We start from the raw sequence: 26,767 nt of genomic DNA on the forward strand, positions 1-26,767 counted from the left end.
CAGGAGTGTCCGACCTCACCGCGCTCGCGTTACGATCCTCTGTCGCGATCGAAATGCTGGCGATGGCAAACGGTGTCATCAAACCGTTAGACATCAGATCACCTCCTTTCAATGGTTGAACCCAGGATCTTCAGCCTGGGACGCAACGCAGATTCCGTCAAGGAAATGTATGTGAAACTTAAGCAAGCACAGCATCGAGTGTGCTGAAGCTCGCGGGCTTGCTGGCTTTTTCGCACTTCGCGGAGCGACGCCGCGGCGGAGGGAAAGGCGGGGCGGGCCGCTCCGGCGCGCGATCACGCACGAATCAAGGCTTGGAAGCCGATGTGGCCGCAGCGATGGCGCCGCCCTCGGTCTGGCCTTCGGCAGCGCCCCGCAGCAGATCGGCGATGGTGGCCCCGTCGAGGATGGAGGCTTCGGCTTCCGAGAGGCGGGCGAAGAGGCTGTCGATCCGCGCTTCATGCGCGAGCGAACGGTCGGGAATGCCGCCTGTCTCGGTGTGCAGGCGGACGGCCTCGATCACATCCGCGATGCGCACGAGTTCCGCTGGGCGGCAGGGCACGAGCCGGCTCGGACGGTCGTTCGAGTGCGTCAGAAGTCCCGCTTCGAGCAGCACCGCCTCGATCCGGTTGACGGCTTCGAGAGGCAGGTGGAGCCGGTTCGAAACGGTTTCGTCCGTCCACGGTGTTTGTCCCTTCTCGAATGCCTCGTGAACGAGCAGCAGCATGTGTATCGCAATGCGATCGCGCTGGCGCGTGGTCAGCAGGGCAAGGCCGATGGCGGGCGAGAGGTGACGCCGGTTCTGGAAGTAGAAGGAGATGGCGCAGCCGGCCAGAAGGATGAGCCAGGCGGCATAGAGCCAGATCATGAAGACGACGAGGCTCGCAAAGGCCGAATAGATGGCGACATATTGCGCCGATTTGACGACGAAGGTGGCGAAGGCCCAGCCCGTCGCGCCCCAGACGACGCCGGCGACGCTCGCGCCGACCAGCGCCGCGCTCCATGTGACGCGAGTATTGGGGATCATCATGTAGATGAAGGCGAACATGCCGATCAGCACCGCATAAGGCACGACGCGGCTCGTCTGGGCGATGAGAAAGCGGAAGGGCTCCGTCTCCGCAAGGCCGCCCAGGAACGAGTGCGAGAGCGTACTCGCCATGATGCCGATCGCCGTCAGCACAACGATGGGGCCGAGGACGCCCATGCCGATGATTTCGGTGAACTGGCGTGTGAGCGAGCGGCTGGCGGTGACGTGCCAGATGCTGTTGAACGCCTCCTCGATCTTGTTGACCATCGAGATCACGGTATAGAGGAGGAAGGCGAAGCCGACCGTGCCCAGCACGTTCGCATTAACCCGGCCGACGAACTCCATCACGCGCTGGGTGATCTCCTTGCCCTGCTCGCCGAGCGGGCCGAGGAATTCGACCAGCATGCTTTCGAGATAGCTGTCGAAGCCGAAGGCGCGGAAGATCGCAAAGCCGATGGCGAGAGCGGGAACCAGAGACAGCAGCGTCGTATAGACGAGGCTCATGGCACGCAGATTGAGCCTGCCGTCGATCAGGTCGCGGGCGACTACCCAGACGATGCGGCCGGCCTCGATCAGGCCGACACGCCAGAGAGGCGCTCCTTCGAGAGACTCCTCCCACAGAAGCGCGCGCAGCCGGCCATAGATCGAAACCGCATTCAGCATGAAGACGATGCTAGCGGCGCGGGCGCAAATTGAAAGGCCCTCCCGGGGGAGGGCCTTGAACTCGAGTGGGGGGCGGGATCCGCCGCGGATGGGCCCGTCTCAGCTGAGAACGAGATTTTCCGCCGAGAACCGGCCGTTGCGGCCTTCGACCAGTTCGTACTGAATCTTCTGACCTTCCTTGAGAGCCTTCTGCCCGGCCCTCTCGACGGCCGAGATATGGACGAAGACGTCCTTGCCACCATCTTCCGGCGCAATAAATCCATATCCCTTAGTGGCGTTGAACCACTTCACAACTCCAGTAGCCATATTGCCTAGATCGCCTCGTCGTGAATTGAAGAATGACGCCGGTTTCAATGACGCCAGTCGTAAACGCTAGCACTTTCTCAAATTCCGGCCTACCGAAAATATGGGCGCAAACCTGCCCGATCCGGGCCCTTCCCGGGGGTGAGACCCCGTGAAGATATTGTTAAACATGGCTGGCTAAGCTTCTCTCCAGACGCTGAATTCCGGAGGCCGGCCCATGTTGGCCCGGTCGTGATTTTCTACACGTCATGCTGCGTGCCGGACTGTTGAAGGGCCATGGATACCAAGAACGCCGCCCCCCTTGTAGAACGCCTGAACGACTATCTGTCGCGGCTCTCGCCGTCGATAGCGGCGAAACTCGCCCAGGGTCTCGAGCGGGAAAGGCTGCGCGGGGCGAACGGCCTGCCTTACGACCTCATTCTGTCCTCGATCCGGCCGCTGCTTGCCAATGTCGGCGGCTCGCGGATCGGCACGCCGGGCCCGGAACGCCTGTTCTGCATGCCCTTCGCGGACCTGCTCGTCGACCGCTTTGACCCGACCTCGTCCCGCAAGCAGATCAGGCGCAGCTCGATCGCGCCGGTCTGGCTCTGGCTCGAAAAGGAACTGCTGCCGGATACGCTGCCCGACATCATCCGCCGCCTTGTGGCGCAAACGCTCGAAACGGACGAGGCCGCGCGCGGCGGCACGCTCGCGGTTCTCTATGCCACCTGCTCGACCGCCATCCTCGCGGCGGTGGATGCGGCGCGGCGCGACACGGCCGAGCGGCGGAAGATCGAGCGCCTTCTCGGCGGCGAGCACGTTCTCGACGATGCGCTTGAAATGGCCCGCGCGCTTTCCGTCGCGAGCTTCATGCTCGCCGTGCACAAGGAACTGCCGAGCCGGATCGCAGATTTCGACGAGGCGCTGGTCGCAAGGGTCGGCGAGATCTACAACGAGGCCCGCCATGCCTCGATGGAGAACGGCATCTATGTGCCCTTCGCGGTGATGGCGCGGCTTGAAGAGCCCTGGCAGATATTGAGGCTCGCGCGAAAGCTCGTGGGCTTCGGCAACGATGCCGCCGTCAGCCGTTCCGGCCTTGCCGAGCTTGGCGAGATCTTTCTGCGCGAGCTCGAGAACATCGCCGATACGATGAGCAAACGCCGCGTGGGTACGAGCGATCTCGACGAGATGCGCGCCCAGATCGGACGCTTCGCCGAGGTTTCGCAAGGTTTCATCCGTGAAATAGACATTCGCCGCTGCAGCGACTGGGGGCACAGGATTCTCGCGGCTCGCGCGCGGCTCTCGGCGGCGATCGCCGAGGAAATGTCGAGGTTCGAGCTGGAGCTTGCGCGCGCGCTGCCGCTGCACCAGATCGGAAGCTACGGCAAGAACGGGCCGCGCCGCCCGGATGTGACGAAGGCGCCGAATTTCAGCAGGGCCGAACGTGCGGCCGCCTGCCTGCGCTTCGTGACCGAAGTCTGCCCGTCCGTGGAATCGATCGGCGCCCAGGCTCATTGCAAGACCGTGCATCAGCAGATCGAGACCTATCTTCAGTCCTATGAGGATGGGCTCATCGAGGAATTGCGGCGCTCCAAGGGCGCGGAGCGAGCCAATGCGCAAGCCTATGTCGACATCGTCGTCGGCTACCGGGAGGCGATGGGCGCTGCCGGCATGGCGCAGACGCTGCGCCGGCGCGGGCAGGTTGCCGCCGCGGCTCAGGCGTCCTGATCGCGCTCAGGCGCTAAGAAACTCCTCCTCATAGGCGAAAAGGCCGGGCATGCCGCCCGTGTGCAGGAAGACGAGCGCCTCGTCGGCAGCGAAGTGTCCGGCGCGAATGAGGGCGAGGAAACCTGCCATCGCCTTTCCCGTATAGACCGGATCGAGAAGGATGCCTTCGCTCCGAGCGACAAGCTCGACTGCCTCGACCATGGCCGCCGTCGGCATGCCGTAGCCTTCGCCGAGAAACCCGTCTTCGAGATGAACCGCATCCCTTGGCGGCGCGGGCACGCGTAAAAGGGCCGCCGTCTCGGCGGCGAGCTTGTGGATGCCGTCGGCCATGGCCTTCGTATCGGTGCGATAGACGTTGATCCCGTGGATGGCGGGGCCTTTTCCGCGCAAGGCCGCGCCGGCAATGAGGCCGCCTTGGGTGCCGCCGCTCGATGACGCATGGACGATGCGCGCCTCGCCGATGCCGAGCGCGTCGAGGGCATCGGCGATTTCGCCATAGGCGAGCGCATAGCCGAGCGAGCCCGTCGCATTGGAGCCGCCGGTGGGCACGAAATAGGGCTTGCCGCCATCGTCCTCGATCCCGGCCATGACGGATCTGATCGCCTCGATGGCATCGGTGCCCGGCTGCACGATCCTGACTTCGGCGCCGAGTATCTCATCCATCAGCAGGTTGCCGGAGCTGCGATAAAGCCTGCCCTCGTAAGGCACGATGTCGAACAGCACGAGCACGGATCGAAGCCCGGCCGCCGCTGCTGCGGCGGCCGTCTGGCGCGCGTGATTGGATTGCAGCGCGCCTGTGGTCACGACCGTGTCGGCGCCCTGGGCGAGCGCCTCCCCGATCAGGAATTCGAGCTTGCGCGTCTTGTTGCCGCCGCCCGCAAGGCCCGTGCAATCGTCGCGCTTGATGAAAAGGCGCGGGGAGGGCGCGCCGCCCTCCGAGACGGTGCGAGAAAGCCGCGTCATCTCGGTGAGCGGCGTCGGCAGATGGGCGAGCCGGAAACGGGGAAAGGCCGAAAAATCGCCGGACATCACACAACGCCTTCGCCGCGGAACTTTTCGATCTCCGCCGGGCCATAGCCGAGGGCGGCAAGGATCTCATCCGTGTGCTCGCCGAGAAGCGGCGCGCGCCCCCGCAACGTGCCGGGCGAGCGCGACAGGCGCACCGGCGTTTCCATCACCGGCGCGGGCTTCGGCATTCCGGGGAAGGAGAGGGGGTGGAGATAATGCATGGCGTTGATGTGCGGATCGTCGAGCGCCTGCTGGGGAGAGAGCACGGGGCCTGCGGGAATGCGCGCTTTCTCGAGTTCGCCGAGCGCTTCTTCGGTCGTCCGGCTCCCGGCCCAGCGCGCCGTCCGCTCCGACAGGATGGCGCCATGGTCGCCACGCGAACTGTCATCCCTGAAGCGAGGATCGGAGAGCCAATGATCCTCGCCCATGAGCCTCGCCCAGCGCTTGAAGAGCGGCGCGCCAATCACCTGCACGAGAATCCAGCCATCCTTCGTCCGTACGATGTCGGCGGGGCCCGCGTAAGGGCTTTTGTTGCCGATCGCCACGCGATTGATCTTGCGCAGATCCTGCTCGATCAGATGGAAGTTGAAATAGGCGAGCGCCGTGGAAAGGAGCGCGCCTTCGACGACCTGACCCTTGCCGGAGCGCGCCCGCTCCATCAATGCGGCAAGCGTGCCGAAGGCGGCGAGCGACGCCGTTCCGAAATCGACCCACGGGGCGTAGCTCTTCACCGGCTCGTCGGGATGGCCGGTGAGATAGGCCGCTCCGACCATGGACTGCGCGACGCCGTCGAAGCCCGTTCGCTCGCTATAGGGCCCGCCATGCCCGAAAGCCGAAACGGTGGTGAGGATGATGTCCGGCTTGACCGCGCAAAGGCTTTCATAGTCGAGGCCCATCGCCGAGAGCGTGGAGGGGGGCAGGTTGGCAACCACCACATCCGCCGTCGCCACCAGCCGCTTGACGATGCCGCGTCCGGTTTCAGTCATGGGATCGAGCGTCAGGCCGAGCTTGTTGCGGTTCATCTGAAGGAACATGGCGCCTTCGCCGCCTTCGCCCGCGCTCGCGCCAGGAACGATCGGCTGCACGAAACGGTCCTCGCTGCCCTCGCGCTTCTCGATGCGGATGACCTCGGCGCCGAGGTCGCCCAGCAGCGCGGCGCAATAGGGCCCGGCAATATACCTGCCGAAATCAAGCACCCTGATACCGCTGAGGATGCCCCCGCCTTCACCTTGCGCCGTCATTTTCGTCTCCTGCTTCCTGGGCGGCCCCTAATTACGTCGGGCCTTGGTCTGCGGGCACGATAAGCGGCACGGCGCGCCGATGAAAGTCCCGCCTTGAAACAGGAATTTTGCCATTTGTTTAGGCTTTGTCCCTAGAGTTGCCGCCGCGTTGGGCGGGCGACACATGCGTCGCCAGGGGGGCCTCGTGGAAAAGTCAGCGGTGGCGCAAATCTCAATGCCTGCGAAATTGCCCGTACCGGGTGTCGAGCGGGCCTATCTCTGGACCGGCGAGTTTGCCGATCCGGAACTGGAAGCGCATTTCCGCAACGCAAGCTGGAACGAAACCGTGGAGCGGATGCGCTTCCTCCAGCCATGCGTGCTGCTCTTTGCCGCCTGGGGTTTCGTCGACTACTACATTTTCGGGCTGTCGCTGATATTTTTCGCCCTGCTTGCGGGCCGCCTCGGCGCCATCGTCATTGCCCGCATGCCGATCGTCTTCTTCGCGGCGCGGGAGAGCTACAAGGCGTTCTACGCCAGCGTCAGCTTCGTTCAGGCCTATATCTTTTCCGTCTTCCTCGTGCTGGTCGGCGCAGGCGGGATGACAGCGGCGGATCACGCGCTCGGCGCCGTGATCTTTCTCGCGGCCTTCTATTTCGGCACACCCAACCGGCTCGTCTACAACCTGCTCATATCGCTGTTGTCGACGGCCGGCCTTGTCGCTCTGCTTGCGACCTATCCCGACATGACGCTGCAATCCTTCATCACGACCGTGTCGCTGCTGGCGATCGTCAACGGAGTGGGTATCCAGTCCGTGCGCGTAGCAAGCCGTTTGCGCCGCAATACCTTCCTGACGCTGATGCATCAGCGCGAGACGAACGAGCAATTGACGAAGGAAATCGCCGTTCGCCAGGAGGCGCAGCGAGCCGTCCGCGCGACGGAAGAAAGTTTCCAGAGCATCTTCCTTGCCGCGCCGCTGCCTCTGGCGCTCGTCGATACCGTCACCTTTCGCGTCATGCAGGCGAACAAGGCGGCGCTCGATCTCTTCGGCCTTCGCGAGGGCGAGGCGTCGAGCGTCGATGCGCGAGATTTCTTCGTCGACGATGTCGTTCGTGACCAGCTCAGCAAGGCGGCCGTGCCGCAGAAATCGCGCAAGCCCCTGGAAGTGGGCCTTCAGGGCGCGCATGGAGAGATCATCTGGGCGCATATCTCCGCCGCGCTCATCCGGTTTCACGGGCTCCCGGCCTATCTCGTCGGCCTTCAGGACGTGACCGCCCGGCACAAGGAGGCCGAGGCGCTGCGCGAGGCGCGCGATCAGGCCACGGCCGCCAACCGGTCGAAGTCGGAATTCCTCGCCAATATGAGCCACGAGCTTCGAACGCCGCTCAATGCGATCATCGGCTTTTCGGAGGCGCTGGAGCGCGAACTTTTCGGCCCGGTCGGGAATCCCCGCTACCGCGAATATGCCGAGGATATTCACGATAGCGGCGTGCATCTGCTGAACCTCATCAACGACATTCTCGACCTCTCGAAGATCGAGGCGGGTCACTTCAACCTGCATGAGGAGGAAGTCGAGCTCGACCATATCGTCGCCTCGGCCTGCCGCATCGTCCGCCCCCGCGCCCAGCAGGCGTCGATCAGGGTCGAGACGTCGCTGCCGACGCCGCCGGTTGTGCTGCTGGCCGATGAGCGCGCGCTGAAGCAGGTCCTCATCAATCTCATTTCCAATGCGATCAAGTTCAGCTCGGACGGCGACGCGGTGCGCGTGGAGGCGAACATCGACGCGGACGGCCTTCGCATCGCGGTGATCGATCAGGGTATCGGCATCGCCGAAGATGACATTCCCAAGGCGCTCGAGCCCTTCACGCAGATCGACGGAACGCTCTCGCGAAGCCATGAAGGCACGGGCCTCGGCCTGCCATTGGCGAAACACCTGGCCGAGCTGCATGGCGGTACACTGACGATCGAGAGCACGCCGGGGCAGGGCACGACGGTCAATGTCGATCTTCCGGCTGCTTGCCTCGTAGCCCGCCGCGCAAGGATTCACGCCGTCTAGGCCCGGGCCCCGCGCCTTTGCTGCTGGACAGCGCCGTCCCGCCGCGTTAGAACCGCCGCCCTTTCGTGACAGTATTCCTCTTGTGCATTGCCGTGACCGGCGAGGGGCCCATCCTCGCCCGTCAGACGGATGCGAGGTGATCCCATGTTTATCGGCCTCGATTTCGGCACGACGAACAGTGCGCTCGCGCTGGCGCCGGCCGAAGGACCGGCGGGCCTCGTGCCCCTGGTCCATGACGGAGCGGAGTTTCAGACCTTCCGCTCCATTCTCTATTTCGACGCGAATGAGCGGGACCGGAACGGCAGACCCGAAGCCTCGGCCGGCCCTGCCGCGATCGACGCCTATCTGGAGCCGGGCTCGGAAGGGCGGCTGATCCAGTCGATTAAATCCTATCTCGCAAATCCCGATTTCACTTCGACCAACATCTATGGGAGCCGCTACTCGCTCGAGAACCTGATCGGCTTCGTCGTCGCGCGCATGATCGATGCGGCGCCGCTGGCGGATGATCTCATCGGGAGGCTGAAGGCCTCGCCCGTCGTCGTCGGGCGGCCGGCGCGTTTCGTGAGGAACAGCTTCGGCGAAGCGCGGGCGGAGGCGGATGATTTCGCGGTCACCAGGCTCCTTGACGCGCTCAAGGGCGCGGGGCTTCCCGATGTACATTTCGAATTCGAGCCGGTTGCGGCTGCCTATGCCTATGAAGCCGGCCTCGAGCGCGACGAGCTTGTGCTTATCGGCGATTTCGGCGGCGGCACGAGCGATTTCTGCCTTCTGCATGTCGGACCGGGCTTCCGGCAAATCAGGGATCGCGCGGAGACGATCATCGGCGTTTCGGGTGTCGGGCTTGCGGGCGACGCCTTCGATGCGCGGATCGTCGAGAACTGCATCGCGCCGCAACTCGGCCGCAACTCGTCCTATGCGAGCACCGGCGGAAAGGTGCTGCCCATGCCGGCCTGGCTCTATGACAGCCTGAAGCGCTGGCACCAGTTGAGCTTCATCAACACCTACAAGACCCGGAAGATGCTCGAGGAAATCCTGTCGGGCGCCGATGCGCGCGCGATGATCGAGGCGCTCAGCTATGTCATCTCCGAGAACAAGGGCTTCGACATGTATCGTGCGGTCGAGGCCGCGAAGGTGAGGCTCTCGGCCGAGGCTGAAACCGGACTGACCTTCAGGAACGGTCCCGTCGACATAGAGACGAGGATTGCGCGGGCCGATTTCGAGCGCTGGATCGCGCCCGAGCTTGCCGAGATCGCGGCCTGTGTCGACGGGTTGATGGAAAGCTCGGGCATTGCCGCCGAAAAGGTCGACCGTGTGTTTCTGACTGGCGGCTCGTCCTTCATCCCGGCCGTGCGGGCGCTCTTTGCTGAACGCTTCGGCGCCGAAAGGCTCGCGGGCGGCGGCGAGCTTACCTCGGTGGCGACCGGCCTTGCCCTCTCGGCGCGTCAGCGCTTCATGGCCTGAGCCGGGCCGCTGGCCGGCCTGCGGCGCCAGGGCACTTTGAGCTTTTCGGCCGAACCTCTATACAAAGGCATCGAATTTTGGGCGGCCCGCGCCGGGCTTCAGCCCGGAGGCGACCATCCTTGTCCGAAAATGTCTCAGAAATGCTGCTCTGGCTGTTCTTCGCCGCGATGACGGCGGCGGTGATCGTCGCTATTCTTCGCCCGCTCACCCGCCGCATGGAAGCGGATTTCGGCTGTCAGGAAGTCGACCTCTACAAGGATCAGCTCGCGGAAATCTCGCGCGATCTGGAGCGCGGCGTACTAGAGCCCGCTGAAGCCGAGGCGGCGAAAGTCGAGGTGTCGAGGCGTCTGATCGCGGCGGCCGACGGGGTCGAGAAACGGAAGGCGGCGCGTGGCGGTGGACGCGCGCTGACCGGGAAATTCATGGCCATGGCGGTCGTCATCGCCGTTCCGGCCTTCGCGCTCGTCACCTATCTGATGCTGGGTTCGCCCGAACTTCCCGATCAGCCCTTCAAGGCGCGCATGTCCGTTCCTGTCGAGCAATTGCCGCTCGAAGCACTGGTGCTCCGTGTCGAGCAGCATCTGAAGGAGGACCCGCAGGACCTTCGCGGCTGGGAGGTGCTGGCGCCCGCCTATATCCGCCAGCAGAAATATGCCGAAGCGAGAACGGCGTGGAGCCGGGCCATCGCCCTTGGCGGCGAGAATGCAGGGCGCCTTGCCGCGCGTGGCGAAGCGGCCGTGCTCGAGGCGGGCGGCGTCGTCGTACCGGCGGCGCGGCAGGATTTCGCGCGCGCGGAAGCGCTCGACCCCCGCGAGCCCCGCACCCAGTATTATCTCGGCCTCGCCGAGATCGAGGACGGCAAGAAGGACGTGGCGATCAAGCGCTGGAAGGCGCTTCTCGCTTCGGCGCCCGCCGATGCGTCCTGGCGGCGGAGCGTCGAGGCGGAGCTCGCCGCGCTTGAGAATCCGGGGCTCGAGAATCCGGGGCTTGCGGGGCCGGGACCGAGCGCCGAACAGGTCGGCGCGGCGGCGCAAATGTCGCCGGAAGCCCGCCAGGAGATGATCGAAGGCATGGTCTCCAATCTCGCCGCCCGCCTCGAAGGGGCTCCGAACGATCTGCCCGGCTGGCTGCGCCTCATTCGCGCCTATGGCGTGCTCGGCAAGCGGGCCGATGCCGACGCCGCGCTTGTCCGCGCGCGCAAGACCTTCGCCGCTGACGCATCGGCGCTTGCGAGCCTTGCCGAAGCCGAGAAAGCTCTGCCCGCGAAATAATCCCCGCTCCTGACCGCCGCGCCAGAATGGCCCATCGGTGGAACGGGAGGCGGAGATGCTGTCGGAACTTCAGAAACAGGCTGCGCAGGCAATCATCAATATCTTCGAGACGGGCCGCGCGCAGGGCGACCATGCGCGCCTGACGCTGGCGCCGGGCGATCCGGGCCATCTGACTTACGGGCGCTCGCAGGCAACGCTTTCAAGCGGCAATCTCTATCTCCTCATCAAGTCATATTGCGAAATGGCGGAAGCCGCTTGCGGGCGGGCGCTGAAGCCCTATCTGCCGCGCCTTGCGGCGATCGACCTCACGCTCGATCGCGACCGGGCCTTCCACGCGCTTCTCCGGCAGGCAGGAGGCGACCCCGCCATGCGCGCCGCGCAGGATGCGTTCTTCGATCGCGCCTTTTGGGAGCCAGCGGCACGCTCGGCCTCCGCGCTCGGCCTCGTCACCGCCCTCGGCACGGCAATCGTCTATGACGGCTTCATTCACGGCTCGTGGAGCGCGGTGCGCGACAGGACGACGGCCAGGCATGGAGCGCCCGCCGCGCTCGGCGAAAGGAAATGGGTCGAAGCCTATGTGAGCGAGCGGCGGAACTGGCTCGGCGGTCACAGCAATGCGCTTCTTCAGCGTACGGTTTATCGCATGGATGCCTTTGGCGGGCTCATCGCGGCGGGGAACTGGCCGCTCGATCTTCCCTTCACCGTTTGCGGCGTGGCGGTCGATCGCGCCGCGCTCTCCGGCGATGCGGGAGCGCGCAATCTGCGCCTGACGCATCCGCGCATGACCGGACAGGATGTGCGTGCCTTGCGGCAGGCTCTTGCCCGGACGGGCTACGCGGCCGATCAGGACAGCGTGTTCGACGAAGGGCTCGACCGCATGGTGAGAGCCTTCCAGATGGAGCGAGGCATTGCCGCCGATGGCATTGCGGGACCGGCGACGCGGAGTCTTCTCGGGCTTTGAAATGGGTCGGCGGGCCTCCGCGACCATTTGGCGTTTTCGGCGCGGCGCGTCCGGCTATATCTTCCGCGGCAAATGGACGCCTCGGAGCCTCTGCCGGAAAGTTGCATGCTTTCCGCATCAATTCATGCGCCGGATTCGCCGGATTGATTGGTTTGAGCGCGATCTTGTCGTAAAACCGCCGCCACCATGCGGATCGCGCTCTGGTGAGGCGTAAGTACGGGGACGAGCATGACGCGCAAGCAGCGCCGCGCCGCTTTCATTGCCGCCGGTCTTGGAATTCTCGGAGTGGCCGTCGCGCTGGTGCTCTTCGCCATGCGCGACAATATTGTCTTCTTCTATAGCCCCACAGAAATTGTGGAAAAAGGGATCGAGCCCGGAACGAGATTCCGCCTTGGCGGCCTCGTCGAGAACGGTTCGGTGGAGCATACTGGCCCGGCGACCATCGCTTTCGAGGTCACGGACCTCAAGATGAAGCGGCGCGTGACCTATACCGGCGTTCTGCCCGATCTCTTCCGCGAGGGGCAGGGCGTCGTTGCCGAAGGGGTGATGGGGCCGGACGGTGTTTTCGTTGCCGACTCGGTTCTCGCCAAGCACGATGAGAAATACATGCCGCCCGAAGTCGCCAATGCCTTGAAGGCATCGGGCCGCTGGGAAGAAGGCGAGATCAAGGACGAGAAGGCTGAAGGCACCACAAGATGATCGTTGAACTCGGCCATTTCGCGCTCGTTCTCGCGCTTGCCGTCGCCCTTGTGCAGATGATCGTGCCGATGGTGGGCGCGCAGCGCGGCGACAGCGGCCTCATGGGCATAGCGCGGCCGGCGGCACTGGTTCAGTTCACGCTTCTTGCCTTCGTATTCGGCGTTCTGCTCTACGCCTATCTCACCTCCGACTTTTCGGTGAAGGTCGTCGCCGAGAATTCGCATACGGCAAAACCGCTCATCTACAAGATCAGCGGCGTATGGGGAAACCATGAGGGCTCGATGGTCCTCTGGGTTCTGATTCTCGCTCTCTATGGGGCGCTGGTTGCGCTGTTCGGTGGCAATCTGCCCGAGGCGCTGCGCGCGCGCGTTCTCTCTGTGCAGGCCTCGATCGGCGTCGCCTTTCTCGCCTTCATTCTCTTCACTTCGAACCCGTTCGCCCGGCTCGATCCGGCGCCCTTCGAGGGCAGCGGCCTCAATCCGCTGCTTCAGGACCCCGCGCTCGCCCTTCACCCGCCATTCCTCTATGCGGGCTATGTCGGGCTTTCCATGGCCTTCTCCTTCGCCATCGCGGCGCTCATCGAAGGCAGGGTCGATGCGAGCTGGGCGCGATGGGTGAGGCCCTGGACGCTCGGCGCGTGGCTGGCGCTGACGCTCGGCATCGCGGTCGGCTCCTGGTGGGCCTATTACACGCTCGGCTGGGGCGGCTTCTGGTTCTGGGACCCGGTCGAGAACGCCTCGCTCATGCCCTGGCTCGTCGCGACGGCGCTACTCCACTCAGCGATCGTTGCGGAAAAGCGCGGCGCTCTCAAAAGCTGGACCATCCTGCTTGCGATCTTCGCCTTCTCGCTGTCGCTCATCGGCACGTTCCTTGTCCGCTCGGGCGTGCTGAACTCGGTCCACGCCTTCGCCAACGACCCCTCGCGCGGCGTCGTCATCCTCGGCATCATCTTCTTCTTCGTGGGCGGCGCGCTGCTGCTCTATGGCTGGCGCGCGCCGGTGCTGAAGGCCGAAGGACTCTTCGCCCCGTTGAGCCGCGAAGGCGCGCTGGTGGTGAACAACCTTCTGCTCGCCGCGGCGACGGCGGCCGTTTTCATCGGCACGCTCTATCCGCTCTTCCTCGATGCGCTGGGCGGGCCGAAGATCACTGTGGGCGCGCCGTTCTTCAACCTGACCTTCGTGCCGCTGATCGTGCCGCTTCTGTGCCTCGTGCCCTTCGGGCCGCTGCTCAAGTGGAAGCGCACCGACCTTGTGGCGGCGACCGAGCGCCTGATGGGGGCGGCGGCGGCCGCGCTCATCGTTGCCGCGCTCATTCTGGCCTTCCGCAGCAAGGGACCGTGGCTCGCGGCCCTCGGCATGGCGCTCGCTACCTGGCTGGTTGCGGGCGCCTTTTTCGAGGTCGCCTGGCGTATCGGCCTCTTCTCGGTGCCGCTCGGCGAGAGCTGGCGCAAGGCGCGCCGACAGCCAAGAGCGTCCTGGGGCATGGCTCTCGCCCATGGCGGGCTCGGCATCGTCGTTGCCGGGATCGTCGGCATGACGGCCTGGCGGCAGGAACTGGTGACGGCGCTCGAGGTCGGGCAGAGTGCGGAACTGGCGGGATATACGCTTACCCTCGACAAGGTGGGCATGCGCGAGGGGCCGAACTATCAGGCGCTTGTCGGCGTCGTGAACGTCAAGCGCGACGGCCGCCACATCGCCTATATGATGCCGGAGAAGCGGAACTTCCCCGTCGAGCGGCAGGAGAAGACGGAAGCGGCCATTCGCACGACGGGCTTCTCGGACCTCTATATCGTCATTGGCGAGAATAACGGGAAGGGCGCCTGGACGATCCGCGCCTATGAGAACAGCTTTGCCCCCTGGATCTGGGCCGGCGCGATCATCATGGCGTTCGGCGGCATCGTCTCGCTCACGGACCGGCGCTACAGGGTCGGGGCGCCCGCCAGGGCCCGCGCTCGCCTCTCCGCCGCGCCCGCGGAGTGATCCCATGCGCCGCATCCTCGCCACACTGCTTTTTCTCCTCCTTGTCGCGCCCGCTCTAGCCGTTCAGCCGGGCGAACAGCTCAAGGACCCGGTGCTCGAAGGGCGGGCCCGCGAAATATCGAAGGAACTGCGCTGTCTCGTCTGCCAGAACCAGTCGATCGACGATTCCGAGGCAGAGCTTGCCGGCGATCTCCGGCGCATCGTGCGCGAGCGCCTCGTCGCCGGCGACACTGACGAGCAGGTGGTGGACTATATCGTCGCCCGCTATGGCGAATTCGTGCTGCTTCGGCCGCGCTTCGAAAGGGCAACGCTGATCCTCTGGCTCGGGCCCCTTGCCGCGCTGCTCGCCGGCGGCGTCATCGCCATCAATCTTTTCCGGGCCAGCCGCGCCGGCGCTCAGCCTACGCTCGATGCCGCCGAGGAGGCGCGCCTCGACGAGATCATGCGGCGAGAGGACTGATATTCGGTAGATGTTCGAGGCGTCCCGGATCGCGTCGGAGGTACCTCCTATGGCGCGGCCTGCGCCTCTTTTTTGCCTTTATCAATCCGTAATGTTTCGGACATGAATTGGTAAGATCGTGTATCCAACTCTGGATGCCCTGAACGGTGGCCCTCGCGCAGACATTCTGCGCCGACCGCTTGAAAACAGCGCCGCCCCGGAGCGGCAGTTCCAACGAGGAGTTCACGGATATGACGAACATCGCCCGGAAAAGCGGCCCGCGCGGAATGATCCGGCGGACAGCGGCCCTCGCGACCGCCGGCATGATCGGCTTCAGCCTGCTGGCTGCCCCCGCCTTCGCCCAGACGGCTCCACTCAATGCGCCGAGCGAACAGAAGTCGGAGCTTTCAAGCCTGCCGACATTCGCTGATCTGGTCGAGAAAGTTTCGCCCGCGGTCGTCAGCATTCGCGTCGTCGAGGAAGAGACTGTCGCGAGCGCCGATATTCCCGACCTGCCGTTCCCGCCCGGCAGCCCGTTCGAGAAGTTCTTCAAGCAGCTCCAACCCAAAGGCCCGGACGGCAAACCCCTCAAGCGCAAGGCGATGGCGCAGGGCTCGGGCTTCTTCGTCTCGGCCGATGGCTATGTCGTGACCAACAATCACGTCGTGCAGAACGGCAAGGAGATCACCGTCGTGCTGACGGACGGCACGGAGATGAAAGCGACGCTTGTCGGCCGCGACCAGAAGACCGACCTCGCGCTCATCAAGGTGAAGGTGACGAAGCCCATGCCCTATGTCGCCTTCGGCGACTCGGACAGGCTGCGCGTCGGCGACTGGGTGCTCGCGGTCGGCAATCCCTTCGGCCTTGGCGGCACGGTCACGAGCGGCATCGTCTCGGCGCGTGGCCGCGAGATCGGCGCCGGTCCCTATGACGACTTCCTCCAGATCGACGCCTCGATCAACCGCGGCAATTCGGGCGGTCCGACCTTCGATATTCATGGCAACGTCATCGGCGTCAACACGGCGATCTATTCGCCGACCGGCGGCAGCGTCGGCATCGGCTTTGCGATCCCCTCCAACATCGCCGCGCGCGTCGTCACCCAGCTCAAGGAACATGGCAAGGTGACGCGCGGCTGGCTCGGCGTCAGCATCCAGCCCGTCGATGCCGATCTCGCCGCGAGCCTCTCGCTCGACAAGCCGAAGGGCGCGCTCGTCGCCGAGGTGACGGCCGGCAGCCCGGCCGAAAAGGCGGGCATCCAGCCCGGCGACGTCATCACCAGGGTGAACGGCAAGGATATGGCCGATGTGCGTGACGTGAGCCGTACGGTCGCCGAGCTGCGTCCCGGCACGAACGCCGCGATCGATATCTGGCGCGATGGCAAGGCGAAGAGCATCAAGGCCGCCATCGCCGTCTTCCCCGACAAGATCGAAATGGCATCGGCAGGCGATAAGGCCGCGCCGAGCGGCGACACGGCCACCCAGAGCCTCGGGCTCGCCCTTGGCCAGTCGGCGGACGGCGTCGTCGTCCAGAGCGTCGACCCCAACAGCGAAGCGGCGGAGAAGGGCATCCAGCCCGGCGACATCATCGTCAAGGTGTCGGGCAAGGATGTGAAGACCCCCGCCGATGTCGTGGAAGGCGTGCGTCAGGCGAAGAAGGCCGACAAGTCCTCGGTTCTTCTCCTGCTGCGCAGCCAGGATCAGCAGCGCTTCGTGGCACTGACGATCAAGAAGGCGTGAGGCTCTCCGAGAGCATTGCCCTAGCTTGTGTGTGCGGGGTTCGCCGGCTGTCCGAGGACGGCCGGCGCATCCGCAACCAATGTTTCCCTGGAGCCCATTAAGGCAAGAGGTCTGTGAGTATGCGGATTCTCGTCATTGAGGACGATCTCGAAGCGGCCGCCTATATGGTCCGCGGCCTGCGCGAAAGCGGTCACATCGTCGATCACGCCGGTGATGGCGAAGAAGGGCTGACGCTTGGATTGTCGAGCCAATATGACGTCATGATCGTCGACCGCATGCTGCCGAAGCGCGACGGATTGAACGTCGTCGCCGCGCTCAGGATGGAAGGCGTGCGCACCCCGGTGCTCATCCTCTCGGCGCTCGGCGAGGTCGATGACCGGGTCATGGGGCTCAAGGCGGGCAGCGACGACTACCTCACCAAGCCCTATGCCTTTGCCGAGCTTCTGGCGCGGATCGAGGTGCTGGTCCGCCGCTCGAACCCGGATCAGGTGCGCACCCGGCTTCAGGTCGGCGATCTCGAAGTCGATCTCCTCGCGCGCAAGGTCACGCGGGCGGGGCAGGAAATCGAGCTTCAGCCGCGCGAGTTCCGCCTTCTCGAATATATGATGAAGCATGCCGGTCAGGTCGTGACGCGGACTATGTTGCTGGAGAATGTCTGGGAGTATCATTTCGATCCGCAGACGAACGTGATCGACGTCCACATCTCGCGGCTCAGGGCGAAGATCGACAAGAACTTCAAGCAACCGTTGCTGCATACGGTACGGGGAGCTGGATATTCGCTACGCGCGGCTGATTAACCTCCTCAGGACCTCGACCTTCCGGCTCGCGGTTCTCTACCTCGCGCTCTTCGCCGCTTCCGCGATCATGCTGCTTGCCTATGTCTATTGGAACACGGCAGGCTTTCTCGCGCGCCAGACGGATGAGGCCGTGCAGGCGGAAATCACCGGGCTTGCGGAGCAATACGCGCAGGGCGGGCTGCCGCTCCTCGTGCAGACCGTCATCCAGCGCTCGCGCGATCCGGGGCAGGGGCTCTATCTGCTGCTCGATCCGGCGGGCCGCGTGCTGGCGGGCAATCTCGACGGCCGTCCGGCCGCAACCCCCGGCGCCGACCGCTGGATCGACTTCGCCTATCACCGCCGCACGCTCGACGGCACGACGGAACTCAAAAGCGCGCGCGCGCGCGTCTTCCTTCTGCCCGAAGGCTTCTATCTCCTCGTCGGCCGCGATGTGCAGGAGCGGCGCGAGATCGAAAAGCTCATCACCAACGCGCTCATCTGGGCCATCGGCCTCACCATCGCGCTCGGGCTCGCGGGTGGGCTCTTCATGAGCCGCAACATGCTCGCCCGCGTCGATGACATCAACCGCTCCAGCCGCGACATCATGCAGGGCGACCTGTCGCAACGGCTGCCGATCGCGGGGACGGGCGACGAGCTCGACCAGCTTGCCCGCAACCTCAACGCCATGCTCGACCAGATCGAGGCACTCATGATCGGCATGCGTCAGGTGACGGACAATGTCGCGCATGATCTGCGCAGTCCGCTCAACAGGCTGCGCAATCGCCTCGAGGTGACATTGATGCAGGATTCATCGCCCGAGGAATACCGCCATGCGCTGGAGCGCACCATTGCGGAGGCCGACAGCCTGCTCACTACATTCAACGCGCTTCTGATGATCGCGCGGGCGGAAGCAGGCTCGCTCCGCGAGTCGATGACGCCGGTCGATGCCGCGGCGGTGATCAGCGACTCGGCGGAGCTTTATGAGCCCGTGGCCGAGGAGCAGGGGTTGGGGCTCGATGTGGAGGGCACGCCGGGCCTTCATGTGCGCGGCAATCGGGAACTGCTCGCTCAGGCCATGGCCAACCTGCTCGACAACGCGATCAAGCACGGCAAGCCCGTGACGCCGGGGGTGGAGCCGACCATCCGCGTGACGGCGCGGGAGGATGGCGCCGGGCAGGTGCTGCTTTCGGTCGCCGATCACGGCGCGGGCATTCCGGCGGAAAAGCGCGGCCATGTGCTTGAGCGTTTCGTGCGCCTCGAGGCGAGCCGCAACACGCCGGGAAGCGGTCTCGGCCTCAGCCTCGTTGCGGCGGTCGCGCGGCTTCATGGCGGCCAGATCCGGCTGGAGGACAACAATCCGGGCCTGAAGGTTGTGATCTCTCTGCCAGCGCTTGCGCGGTAGATCGCGGTCCGCACCCCGCAAGTTTCGGCATTATCCGTGCGGACAGGGACGGTAATGCTCTAATCTCCGTCTCTTCGCGCAAGGAGAGAGCATCGATGTCGGAAGTCATGCATCATCAGGCCCTGCCGGGGCAGGCGGCGAGGGCGCCGAGGCCCCATGATGCCGAGCGGACCCTCGCCGAGATGCAGGATCTGCATCAGGCGGTCGACGCGATCGAGGATGGGGCCTTGCGCGAACGTGCGCGAGCGCTTCTCGCCGATGCGGGCGCGCGCCGCCTCATCGAAAGCGTCTTCGGCAATTCGCCTTTCCTCACGCGGATCATCCGCATCCATCCCGACTGGCTGCCGCGCCTTCTCGACGTGCCGCCGGAAGAAGCGCTCGCCGGCATCATCGCGCGGGCGCGGGCCGCGAAGGAGGCCGCGACGCAGGCCGATCTCATGCGCGAGTTGCGTCTCGCAAAGTCGGAGGCGGCGCTACTCATTGCGATGGCCGACATAACGGCCGCCTGGGACCTTGAACGGGTGACCGCGGCGCTGACCGAATTTGCCGATGCGGCGGTGCAGGCAAGCATCGACTGGCTGCTGAAGGACGCCGCCCGGCGCGGGCAGATCGAGCGCGCGCCGGAGGAAGTCGGGCCCGAAGGCAGCGGCCTCGCCATTCTCGGCATGGGCAAATACGGCTCGCGCGAACTCAACTATTCGAGCGATATCGACATCGTCGTCTTTTACGAACCGGGTGAGCTTCCGCTGAAGTCCGGCCTCGATGATGGGCAGTTCTTCGTGCGTCTGACGCAAGCTCTCGTGAAGATCCTTCAGGAGCGGACGGAGCATGGCTATGTGTTCCGGGTGGATCTGCGCCTGCGGCCCGATCCCGGAGGAACGCCGGTCGCGGTTTCGCTTCCCGCCGCCGAGCACTACTACGAGAGCCGCGGCCAGAACTGGGAGCGCGCCGCCTTCATCAAGGCGCGCGCCGTCGCCGGGGACGCCGAAGCGGGCGTGCGCTTCCTCAAGATGCTGACGCCCTATATCTGGCGCAAGAATCTCGACTTCGCCGCGATCGACGACATCCACTCGATGAAGCGACAGATCCATGCCGTTGGCGGCCATGGCACGATTGCGGTCAACGGGCACAATGTGAAGCTCGGGCGCGGCGGCATCCGGGAGATCGAATTTTTCGTTCAGACGCAGCAACTGATCGCGGGCGGCCGCGATTACGATTTACGCGGGCAGCAGACTTGCGAGATGCTTGACGAGCTTGCACGCAAGAAGTGGATCGCGCCGGAAGCTGCCGACGAACTCAAGCGCGCCTATCGGTTCCTGCGAACGCTCGAACATCGCTTGCAGATGATCGCCGATGAGCAGACGCATACCCTGCCTTCGAGCGATGAAGGGCTCGATCATGTTGCCTGCTTCATGGGCTTCGAGGATCGCGGGGCCTTCACGGAGGTTCTCGTTCAGCATCTGCGCTGCGTGCAGGGGCATTACGCAAAACTCTTCGAAACCGCGCCGCCGCTTGCGGAGGAGAGCGGGAGCCTCGTCTTCACCGGCACGGAAGACGATCCCGAAACGCTGGAAACGCTACGAAATCTGGGCTTCTCGGCCGTATCCGAAATCGCCGCCACCATTCGCGGCTGGCACACGGGGCGTTTTGCGGCGACGCGGAGCCCGCGCTCGCGCGAACTTCTGACGGCGCTGATGCCCGCGCTTCTTCGGGCGCTCTCGCGCACGTCAAATCCCGACACGGCCTTCATGCGCTTCGATCAGTTTCTGACGAAGCTGCCGGCTGGCGTTCAACTTTTCTCGATGATCTATTCCAACCCCAGCCTGCTCGATCTCCTTGCGGATATTTGCGGCACGGCGCCTCGCCTCGCAAATTATCTCGCCCAGAATTCGGCCGTTCTCGAAGCGGTTGTCGATCCCAATTTCTTCAAGATGCTTCCGGATCGCGAGACATTGCGCGCGAGCCTCGTTTCGGCGCTGGCTCATGCCCGCGACTATCAGGATGTGCTCGATTTCACACGCGTCTGGGCACGCGAGCACCGTTTCCGCCTCGGCGTGCGCGTGCTGACGGGAAGCGCCGATGCCGAGGAGGCGGGCGCTGCCTATGCCGCCATTGCGGGCGAGCTTGTGCGCGCGCTCGCGCCCGTCGCGGAGGACAAGATCGCTGCGCGCGCTGGCCGCGTGCCGGGCGGAAGTTTTGCGATCGTCGCCATGGGCAAGCTCGGCAGCGAGGAGATGAGCGCGACGTCCGACCTCGATCTCATCATGATCTACGATCTCGACGACCCCAACGCCGTGTCGGACGGCGAGCGGCCGATCTTCGCCTCGCAGTATTATGCCCGTGTCTGCCAGCAGCTCATCAGCGCGCTTACCGCGCCGACGAGCGAAGGCAAGCTCTATGAGGTCGATCTGCGGCTGCGGCCCTCGGGCAGCTCGGGCCCCGTCGCGACCCATGTGCAGAGCTTCATCGACTATCACCAGGCGGAAGCCTGGACCTGGGAACACATGGCCCTGACGCGGGCGCGCATTCTCTCGGGCCCCGACGAGCTGAAGGCGCGTGTCGGGAGCGTCATCCGCGAGACGCTTCAGCGCCCGCGCGATGTGGCGAAGACAGCTTTCGACGTTGCCGACATGCGGGCGCGGATCGAACGGGAATTGCCGAGCGACAATCCCTGGGAACTGAAATATGTGCGCGGCGGCCTCATCGATATCGAGTTCATCTGCCAGTATCTTCAGCTCGTTCATGCGCATGCCCATCCGGAGATCCTTCACACCCATACGCGGACCGCTCTGACCCGCATCGCCGCAGCGGGGCTTCTGTCGCCTGCGACGGCGGATCTCCTCGTTTCCGCGATCGAGCTCACGCTCAACCTAACCCAGGTGATCCGCATCTGCGTCGAGGGCGTCTTCAAGCCGGAGGAGGCGACGCCGGGGCTCAAGGCGCTTCTCGCTCGCGCGGGAAATGCGCCGGATTTCTCTGCGCTCGAGGCGCAATTGCGCGAGTCGCAAGCGGGCGTTCTGGAAGCCTTCGAAGAGATCGTGACCGCCGCCGCCAAAGCCTGAGGCCGGCGCCCCCGCTGGCTGGCAAATTGCAGCGCCGCCATGCCGGTCAGGCATGAGGGTGGGGCGTCGGCTTTGGCGTGAAGCCCCAAAAACCGCCGAAATGCCTGATGAAACATGGTTGATGCAGCGGCCGTTCCGGTGCGGCCGAGGCAACATATCGGTGTGGACCGTCCCGTTCCGGTACGATCCCGCCATATGCGCAGGGTGGGATTGGGACGCATGGAGCGTCACGACGCGATTGTGATCGGAGGCGGGCTGAACGGCCTGACGGCGGCCGCATGCCTTGCGCGCGCCGGCGCGAGCGTTCTCGTCCTCGATCGCAACTCGGCGCTTGGCGGCGCGGCGGCCTGCGGCGAGGTCGCGCCGGGTTTTCGCGTGGCGCGTTACGGCCTCGGCCTTGCGGCAATGCCCCAGCGCCTCGTGACCGGGCTCGAACTCCACAAGCACGGGCTCCGTTTCCGCCGCCTCGATCCGGGCGTCACACTGCTTCCCGATGGGCGCCATCACGCAAGCTACCGCGACGGCGTCATCCACCGCCGCGAGCTTCAGCGCTTCTCAGCGAAGGACGCGGACGCCTGGACGCGCTTCCGCCGCGACATGCTCGCCGCCGCGAGCAAGCTCCGCCCGGTGCTGGAAAAGCCCATGCGCGATCCTTCGCGCCGCTCGCTTGCGACCTATCGCTGGCTGCGCGACCTCGCCGACCGCTTCGCATCTCTCGACACGCAGGAATTTCACGAGCTGACCCGCATCTGGACGCTGTCCTGCGCGGAATTTCTCGACGGCTATTTCGAATCCGATGCGGTGAAGGCGCGGTTCGCATCCTCCGCGCTGGGAGGATCGACGCTCGGCCCGTTCTCGCCGACGGGCGCACGCTTTTTGATCGCGCCCTTCATGGAGGAGCATGAGGGCGCGTCCGGCGGTGCGCCGGCGGCCCTGCTGCCCATTGGCGGGCCGGAAGCGATTGCGGGTGCGCTCGTCTCCGTCATCCTGGCGCATGGCGGCCAGGTGCGCCGCGAGGCGGAAGTGACGGATGTGCTGGTGCGCGATGCGCGCGCGAGGGGCGTGGTGCTGGCGAATGGCGAGGAAATTCACGCCCGGGCGATCATCTCCGACCTCGATCTGAAACGCAGCTTCCTCACGCTCTTTCCCTGGAAGGCGCTGCCTGACGGCTTCGTCGAAAAGATCGGCCGCTTCCGGATGCGCGGCGTGACGGCGAAGGTGAATCTCGCTCTCGAAGCCGCGCCCGAGTTTCCTGCCGTTCCGGCCGGATGCCCGGCGCTTGCGGGCGGCATCCGCCTCGGCCAGACGATGGAGGAAATGGAAGCCGCTTTCGAGGACTGGCGGGATGGCATTCCGCCCTCGGCGCCCATCGTCGATGCGCTCGTGCCGACGATTGCCGATCCGTCGCTTGCGCCGGCGGGCAAGCATGTGATGTCCATTGCCGTGCATTACGTGCCGGAGACACTGCATGACGGTCCGTGGACAGATGAGCGGAAGGCGGCGCTCACGGATCTCGTCATCGCCCGGCTTTCGGAGCGGAGCCCGGGGCTCGCGGAGCGCATCCATGCGGTCGAAACGCTTGTGCCGCCCGATATCGAAAATGACATCGGACTCACTTCCGGCGACCTCAATCAGGGCGAACTCACGCTCGACCAGCTCTTTTTCAACCGGCCGATGGCGGGCATTTCCGGCTATGCCACGCCCATCCGCGATTTCTACCTGTGTTCGGCGAGCGCCCATCCGGGGCCGCTTGCTCTTGGCGGCGCGGGCGCCAATGCGGCTGCCGTCGTCGCGGCCTCTCTCGGCAAGAGGGGAGGCTAGGCGATGGTGGAGAAGTTCGACGCGATCGTGATCGGCGGCGGCCATAACGGCCTCGTCGCCGCGGCTTATCTCGCCCGGGCACGCCGCCGCGTGCTCCTGCTCGAAGCCTCGGAAGCGCTTGGCGGCGCACTGGCGACGAGCGAGATTTCACCTGACTATGTCGTTTCGACGGCGGCCCATCTCATCGAGGCGCTGCCGCGCCGGATCGAGAAGGATCTGAAACTCGCAAAGCACGGGCTGCGCTTTCCGTCGCGCGTGCTTCCGACGATCCTGCTTGCGCGCGACAGGCGCCATCTGCGCATGACGGCGCGTCGCCGCGACCGCATCGCGCTTCGAGAGTGGTATGGGGACGACGCGGCGGCCCATGCGGCCTTGATGCAGCGCATTGCGTCCTATGCGAAAGCGCTGGCGCCGCTGCTCGGGCAGGCGGCGCCGCTTTCGGGCGGCACGCTGCCTGTCCGTCCCATGCTTCGCCGTCTCTTCCGGCAAGCCTATGGCTTCGGGAGCGCCTCGCTCGAGGCGCTTCTCCACGAGCTTCCGGGCAGCATTGGCGATCTCGCGGAGCAGACCTTCGAGACGGAGGCGTTGAAGGCGCTGGTCGCGTTCGAGGCTATACGCGGCACGGCCGAAGGGCCGTTTTCGCCCGGCACTGTGTTCAGCCTCATCTATCGTCAGGCGATGCGACAGGGGGCGCTCGGTCCGTCGGTTCCGCTGGGCGGCGTCGGCGGCCTCATCGGCGCGCTTGCCGCTTCCTCGCAAAGCCTCGGCGTTACCATCCGCGTCTCGTCGCCGGTCGCGCATATTCGTGTCGAGAACGGCGCCGTCCGGGGTGTCGAGTTGCAGGGCGGCGAATTCATCGAGGCGCCGACCGTGCTTTCGAGCGCCGATCCACGCCACACCATGCTCGACCTTCTCGGCGCGCAATATTGCGATGCCGGGCTTGCCTCGCAGGTCGCGCGCATCGCCATGCGCGGCGCGACGGCAAAGCTCAATCTCGCGCTGGACGGATTGCCCACGATCCAGGGCCTCGAGCCTGCGGAATATGGCGCGCGCCTGCTCGTGCTACCATCGCTTGCCGAACTCGATCAGGCATATGTGAGCTTCAAGCGCGGCGAGGTCGCCTTCGAGCCGCCGATGGAGGTAACGCTGCCGAGCGTCAACGATGCCTCGCTTGCGCCTCCCGGGCAGCATGTCATGTCGATCCTCGTGCAATATGTGCCTTATGAAGTTCGGGGCGGCTGGGCCGGACAGCGCGACCGTCTGCTCGGGCGCATCATCGACACTCTGTCGGTCCATGCCCCCGATCTCAGGCAGCGCATCGTGGCGGGCGAGCTTCTGCTTCCCGCCGATATCGAAAGGAAGTTCGGCCTTCTGGGCGGTGGCTGGAACCATGGCGAAATGCGGCCCGACCAGCTTCTGATGTTCCGCCCCACGCCGGGGCTTGCGGGCATGCGGACCCCGCTCAAGGGGCTCTATCTCTGTGGCGCGGGGGCGCATCCGGGCGGCGGTATATCGGGCGTTCCGGGCCGCCTCGCGGCCGGGCTTGCGATCGCGGATGAGGCGCAAAGATGAGCGACGATGCCGGATTTTTCCCTCCGCAAGACGCAGGCGACACGCCGGAGGATGGCGCACGCCCGGACCTCGCGGCGCTTGACGAGACGGCCAAGGCCGATCCCGCGCTTTTCGAGCGCCAGTCGGAGGAGGAGGTCTTCGCGCGCCGTGTGCTGACGACCGCTCTCCATCTCGAGGTCGCCGAGGCGAGCCGCACCAATCTCTGGACAGAATGGAATGGCTATACCACGGCCGAGTTGCTGACGAATATCGAGGATGAATATGCGGCGCTGCGCCATGCGGCGGCTTTGAGCGACATCTCGCCCCTCGTCAAATACCGCATCAGCGGTCCCGATGCCTTGCGCTATCTCATGCGCCTCGTCGCGGGGCACGCGCGCGACCTTGCGGTCGACCATGCGGCTCATGTCGTCTTTTGCGAGGATCGCGGCTTCGTTGTAGGCGACGGGCTTCTCTTCCGCCTCGGAGAGGATGAATATCGTCTTGTCACGGAGGAACACCATCTCGCCTGGCTTCTCGAAAGCGCCAGAGGCTTCGGCGTCCGTATCGAGGATGTGAGCCCGACACTTGCCGGTCTCAGCCTTCAGGGCCCGCTCTCGGCGCGCCTCCTGCGGGATGCGGGCTTTGCGGGGATCGAGAGCATGGCGCCCGATGCCGCCCGCTGGTTCGATGTGGATGGAATGCCCGTCTATGTCAGCCGGACGGGCGTTTCTGGCGATCTCGGATATGAATTCTGGATCGACCCTGACGATGCGCCCGCGCTCTGGATGAAACTTCTCGCCCGTGGCGCGGGGACAGGGCTCGCCATTGGCGGCTTCGCTTTGCGGGAACTTGCTCGCATGGAAGCGGGGATCGCGCGGGCCGGGCGCGACTATCTCGGGGCATTCGCCGCCCCCGATGCGGCTTCCTGCTCCACGCCGTTCGAGCTTGGGCTTGCCGCGCTCGTCGATCTCGACGGGGAGCACTTCACCGGGCGCGATGCCTTGCGCCGCGCGAAGGCGCAGGCGCCGCGTCACCTTCTCTCAAGCGTCCTTGTCGATCACCCGGCGCCGTTAGGTTTCCTCGCGATCCGCGTCGGAGGCAAGGTGGAGGGCGTCGCGACCAGCGCAGGTTTCTCGCCCTGGCTCGGAGCGAATGTCGCGCTCGCCATTCTCAAGCCAGGGGCTGTGGCGAAGGGGGCGGCGCTCCATGTCGATGTCGAGATGAGAGAGGGGCTTTCCCTGCGCAACCTCCGCGTGCCCGCCCGGCTTCTGCTCGAGCCGGCGCTTGCTCTACCAGCCCGCCGCATGGTTCCGGCACCGACCGATGCGGACCGCGACGAGGGCATCGACCCGCGGTTTCGGTAAGTTGCGCTCCGGGCGACGGAATGGCGCCGCCCGCGCGTTCGATCTTCCACGTGACAGGCAAGCGCTCCAACCGGACTTCCCCCTTCGGCCTGCCTTTCCTGTCGCTTGTCCCCGGGAATGCGGGCCGGGCTTCAGGGTCCGCCGCGTTTTCGACGCGGGTTTCGGAGGTCGGAAATGCGGCGATACAGGCTTGAGATTTTGGCGGGCGCGCTGGCGATCGCGCTCGGCTTCATGTTGCCGGTCCATGCGCAGGCGAAGGCCGGCGAC

At 65.3% G+C, this 26,767-nt stretch carries 19 protein-coding genes; 15 read left to right on the forward strand and 4 right to left on the reverse strand.

Translation table 11 applies throughout. The annotated features are described in order from the left end of the window. Positions 1-304: 304 nt before the first annotated feature. Positions 305-1,687, reverse strand: a complete 1,383-nt coding sequence (locus tag WBG82_RS10415) for a YhjD/YihY/BrkB family envelope integrity protein (protein ID WP_424424462.1) — start codon at positions 1,685-1,687, stop codon at positions 305-307. 99 nt (positions 1,688-1,786) lie between these two features. Then, entirely contained in the window at positions 1,787-1,993 is a 207-nt protein-coding gene (locus WBG82_RS10420) for a cold-shock protein (protein ID WP_324298085.1), read from the reverse strand. Positions 1,994-2,266: 273 nt separating this feature from the next. Between WBG82_RS10420 and WBG82_RS10425 the strand changes: the two genes are divergently transcribed. Continuing rightward, complete coding sequence (locus WBG82_RS10425) at positions 2,267-3,697, forward strand: hypothetical protein (protein ID WP_424424463.1); 1,431 nt, start codon at positions 2,267-2,269, stop codon at positions 3,695-3,697. A 6-nt stretch (positions 3,698-3,703) separates the two neighbouring features. Here WBG82_RS10425 and WBG82_RS10430 read toward each other — a convergent pair whose 3' ends face one another. Together WBG82_RS10430 and WBG82_RS10435 are read right to left on the reverse strand one after the other, a co-directional pair. Then, positions 3,704-4,726 carry a D-cysteine desulfhydrase family protein gene (locus tag WBG82_RS10430; RefSeq protein WP_424424464.1) on the reverse strand — a complete coding sequence of 341 codons (1,023 nt, stop codon included), beginning with the start codon at positions 4,724-4,726 and terminating at the stop codon, positions 3,704-3,706. Further along, positions 4,726-5,946, reverse strand: a complete 1,221-nt coding sequence (locus tag WBG82_RS10435; protein ID WP_424424465.1) for a CaiB/BaiF CoA transferase family protein — start codon at positions 5,944-5,946, stop codon at positions 4,726-4,728. Before WBG82_RS10435 ends, WBG82_RS10430 begins: the two co-directional genes overlap by 1 nt. Positions 5,947-6,160: 214 nt before the next feature. On the opposite strand from WBG82_RS10435, the gene WBG82_RS10440 reads away from it, so the two are divergent. The 14 genes from WBG82_RS10440 (at position 6,161) to WBG82_RS10505 (ending at position 26,500) form a co-directional block, all read left to right on the forward strand. Next, positions 6,161-7,978 carry an ATP-binding protein gene (locus WBG82_RS10440; protein WP_424424466.1) on the forward strand — a complete coding sequence of 606 codons (1,818 nt, stop codon included), beginning with the start codon at positions 6,161-6,163 and terminating at the stop codon, positions 7,976-7,978. 144 nt (positions 7,979-8,122) lie between these two features. After that, positions 8,123-9,439 (forward strand): Hsp70 family protein, encoded by a 1,317-nt coding sequence (locus tag WBG82_RS10445; RefSeq protein WP_424424467.1) that lies wholly within the window; start codon positions 8,123-8,125, stop codon positions 9,437-9,439. A gap of 119 nt (positions 9,440-9,558) precedes the next feature. Next, the gene (gene ccmI / locus WBG82_RS10450) at positions 9,559-10,710 is read left to right on the forward strand and encodes a c-type cytochrome biogenesis protein CcmI (protein ID WP_424424468.1); all 1,152 of its coding nucleotides are present in this window, start codon (positions 9,559-9,561) and stop codon (positions 10,708-10,710) included. 55 nt (positions 10,711-10,765) lie between these two features. Next, positions 10,766-11,671, forward strand: a complete 906-nt coding sequence (locus WBG82_RS10455) for a chitosanase (protein WP_424424469.1) — start codon at positions 10,766-10,768, stop codon at positions 11,669-11,671. Between the two features lie 228 nt (positions 11,672-11,899). After that, positions 11,900-12,370: a cytochrome c maturation protein CcmE gene (gene ccmE, locus WBG82_RS10460; RefSeq protein WP_424424470.1), complete on the forward strand. Its 471-nt coding sequence runs from the start codon at positions 11,900-11,902 to the stop codon at positions 12,368-12,370. Next, complete coding sequence (locus WBG82_RS10465) at positions 12,367-14,349, forward strand: heme lyase CcmF/NrfE family subunit (protein WP_424424471.1); 1,983 nt, start codon at positions 12,367-12,369, stop codon at positions 14,347-14,349. Before ccmE ends, WBG82_RS10465 begins: the two co-directional genes overlap by 4 nt. A gap of 4 nt (positions 14,350-14,353) precedes the next feature. Then, on the forward strand, positions 14,354-14,809 hold the full coding sequence (locus tag WBG82_RS10470) for a cytochrome c-type biogenesis protein (RefSeq protein WP_424424472.1): 456 nt from the start codon (positions 14,354-14,356) through the stop codon (positions 14,807-14,809). Positions 14,810-15,075: 266 nt separating this feature from the next. After that, a complete protein-coding gene (locus WBG82_RS10475; protein ID WP_424424486.1) occupies positions 15,076-16,524 on the forward strand; it encodes a DegQ family serine endoprotease in 1,449 nt (482 codons plus the stop codon). 119 nt (positions 16,525-16,643) lie between these two features. Then, on the forward strand, positions 16,644-17,321 hold the full coding sequence (locus WBG82_RS10480; protein WP_424424473.1) for a winged helix-turn-helix domain-containing protein: 678 nt from the start codon (positions 16,644-16,646) through the stop codon (positions 17,319-17,321). 67 nt (positions 17,322-17,388) lie between these two features. Continuing rightward, the gene (locus WBG82_RS10485) at positions 17,389-18,702 is read left to right on the forward strand and encodes a sensor histidine kinase (protein ID WP_424424474.1); all 1,314 of its coding nucleotides are present in this window, start codon (positions 17,389-17,391) and stop codon (positions 18,700-18,702) included. 95 nt (positions 18,703-18,797) lie between these two features. After that, complete coding sequence (locus WBG82_RS10490; RefSeq protein WP_424424475.1) at positions 18,798-21,764, forward strand: bifunctional [glutamine synthetase] adenylyltransferase/[glutamine synthetase]-adenylyl-L-tyrosine phosphorylase; 2,967 nt, start codon at positions 18,798-18,800, stop codon at positions 21,762-21,764. 219 nt (positions 21,765-21,983) lie between these two features. Further along, positions 21,984-23,585, forward strand: a complete 1,602-nt coding sequence (locus tag WBG82_RS10495) for a phytoene desaturase family protein (protein WP_424424476.1) — start codon at positions 21,984-21,986, stop codon at positions 23,583-23,585. Positions 23,586-23,588: 3 nt separating this feature from the next. Then, positions 23,589-25,157, forward strand: a complete 1,569-nt coding sequence (locus tag WBG82_RS10500; protein WP_424424477.1) for a phytoene desaturase family protein — start codon at positions 23,589-23,591, stop codon at positions 25,155-25,157. Continuing rightward, the gene (locus WBG82_RS10505) at positions 25,154-26,500 is read left to right on the forward strand and encodes an aminomethyltransferase family protein (RefSeq protein ID WP_424424478.1); all 1,347 of its coding nucleotides are present in this window, start codon (positions 25,154-25,156) and stop codon (positions 26,498-26,500) included. Before WBG82_RS10500 ends, WBG82_RS10505 begins: the two co-directional genes overlap by 4 nt. The last annotated feature ends 267 nt before the right edge of the window (positions 26,501-26,767 follow it).

The sequence above is a fragment of the Parvibaculum sp. genome, assembly GCF_049671045.1.
Lineage (GTDB): Bacteria > Pseudomonadota > Alphaproteobacteria > Parvibaculales > Parvibaculaceae > Parvibaculum.

Bases quoted from the DNA above. Each gene is read 5' to 3' on its own strand.
- WBG82_RS10415 (WP_424424462.1), bottom strand. From the start codon at position 1,687: ATGCTGAATGCGGTTTCGATCTATGGCCGGCTGCGCGCGCTTCTGTGG.
- WBG82_RS10420 (WP_324298085.1), bottom strand. From the start codon at position 1,993: ATGGCTACTGGAGTTGTGAAGTGGTTCAACGCCACTAAGGGATATGGA.
- WBG82_RS10425 (WP_424424463.1), top strand. From the start codon at position 2,267: ATGGATACCAAGAACGCCGCCCCCCTTGTAGAACGCCTGAACGACTAT.
- WBG82_RS10430 (WP_424424464.1), bottom strand. From the start codon at position 4,726: ATGTCCGGCGATTTTTCGGCCTTTCCCCGTTTCCGGCTCGCCCATCTG.
- WBG82_RS10435 (WP_424424465.1), bottom strand. From the start codon at position 5,946: ATGACGGCGCAAGGTGAAGGCGGGGGCATCCTCAGCGGTATCAGGGTG.
- WBG82_RS10440 (WP_424424466.1), top strand. From the start codon at position 6,161: ATGCCTGCGAAATTGCCCGTACCGGGTGTCGAGCGGGCCTATCTCTGG.
- WBG82_RS10445 (WP_424424467.1), top strand. From the start codon at position 8,123: ATGTTTATCGGCCTCGATTTCGGCACGACGAACAGTGCGCTCGCGCTG.
- WBG82_RS10455 (WP_424424469.1), top strand. From the start codon at position 10,766: ATGCTGTCGGAACTTCAGAAACAGGCTGCGCAGGCAATCATCAATATC.
- ccmE (WP_424424470.1), top strand. From the start codon at position 11,900: ATGACGCGCAAGCAGCGCCGCGCCGCTTTCATTGCCGCCGGTCTTGGA.
- WBG82_RS10465 (WP_424424471.1), top strand. From the start codon at position 12,367: ATGATCGTTGAACTCGGCCATTTCGCGCTCGTTCTCGCGCTTGCCGTC.
- WBG82_RS10470 (WP_424424472.1), top strand. From the start codon at position 14,354: ATGCGCCGCATCCTCGCCACACTGCTTTTTCTCCTCCTTGTCGCGCCC.
- WBG82_RS10475 (WP_424424486.1), top strand. From the start codon at position 15,076: ATGATCCGGCGGACAGCGGCCCTCGCGACCGCCGGCATGATCGGCTTC.
- WBG82_RS10480 (WP_424424473.1), top strand. From the start codon at position 16,644: ATGCGGATTCTCGTCATTGAGGACGATCTCGAAGCGGCCGCCTATATG.
- WBG82_RS10485 (WP_424424474.1), top strand. From the start codon at position 17,389: ATGCTGCTTGCCTATGTCTATTGGAACACGGCAGGCTTTCTCGCGCGC.
- WBG82_RS10490 (WP_424424475.1), top strand. From the start codon at position 18,798: ATGTCGGAAGTCATGCATCATCAGGCCCTGCCGGGGCAGGCGGCGAGG.
- WBG82_RS10495 (WP_424424476.1), top strand. From the start codon at position 21,984: ATGGAGCGTCACGACGCGATTGTGATCGGAGGCGGGCTGAACGGCCTG.
- WBG82_RS10500 (WP_424424477.1), top strand. From the start codon at position 23,589: ATGGTGGAGAAGTTCGACGCGATCGTGATCGGCGGCGGCCATAACGGC.
- WBG82_RS10505 (WP_424424478.1), top strand. From the start codon at position 25,154: ATGAGCGACGATGCCGGATTTTTCCCTCCGCAAGACGCAGGCGACACG.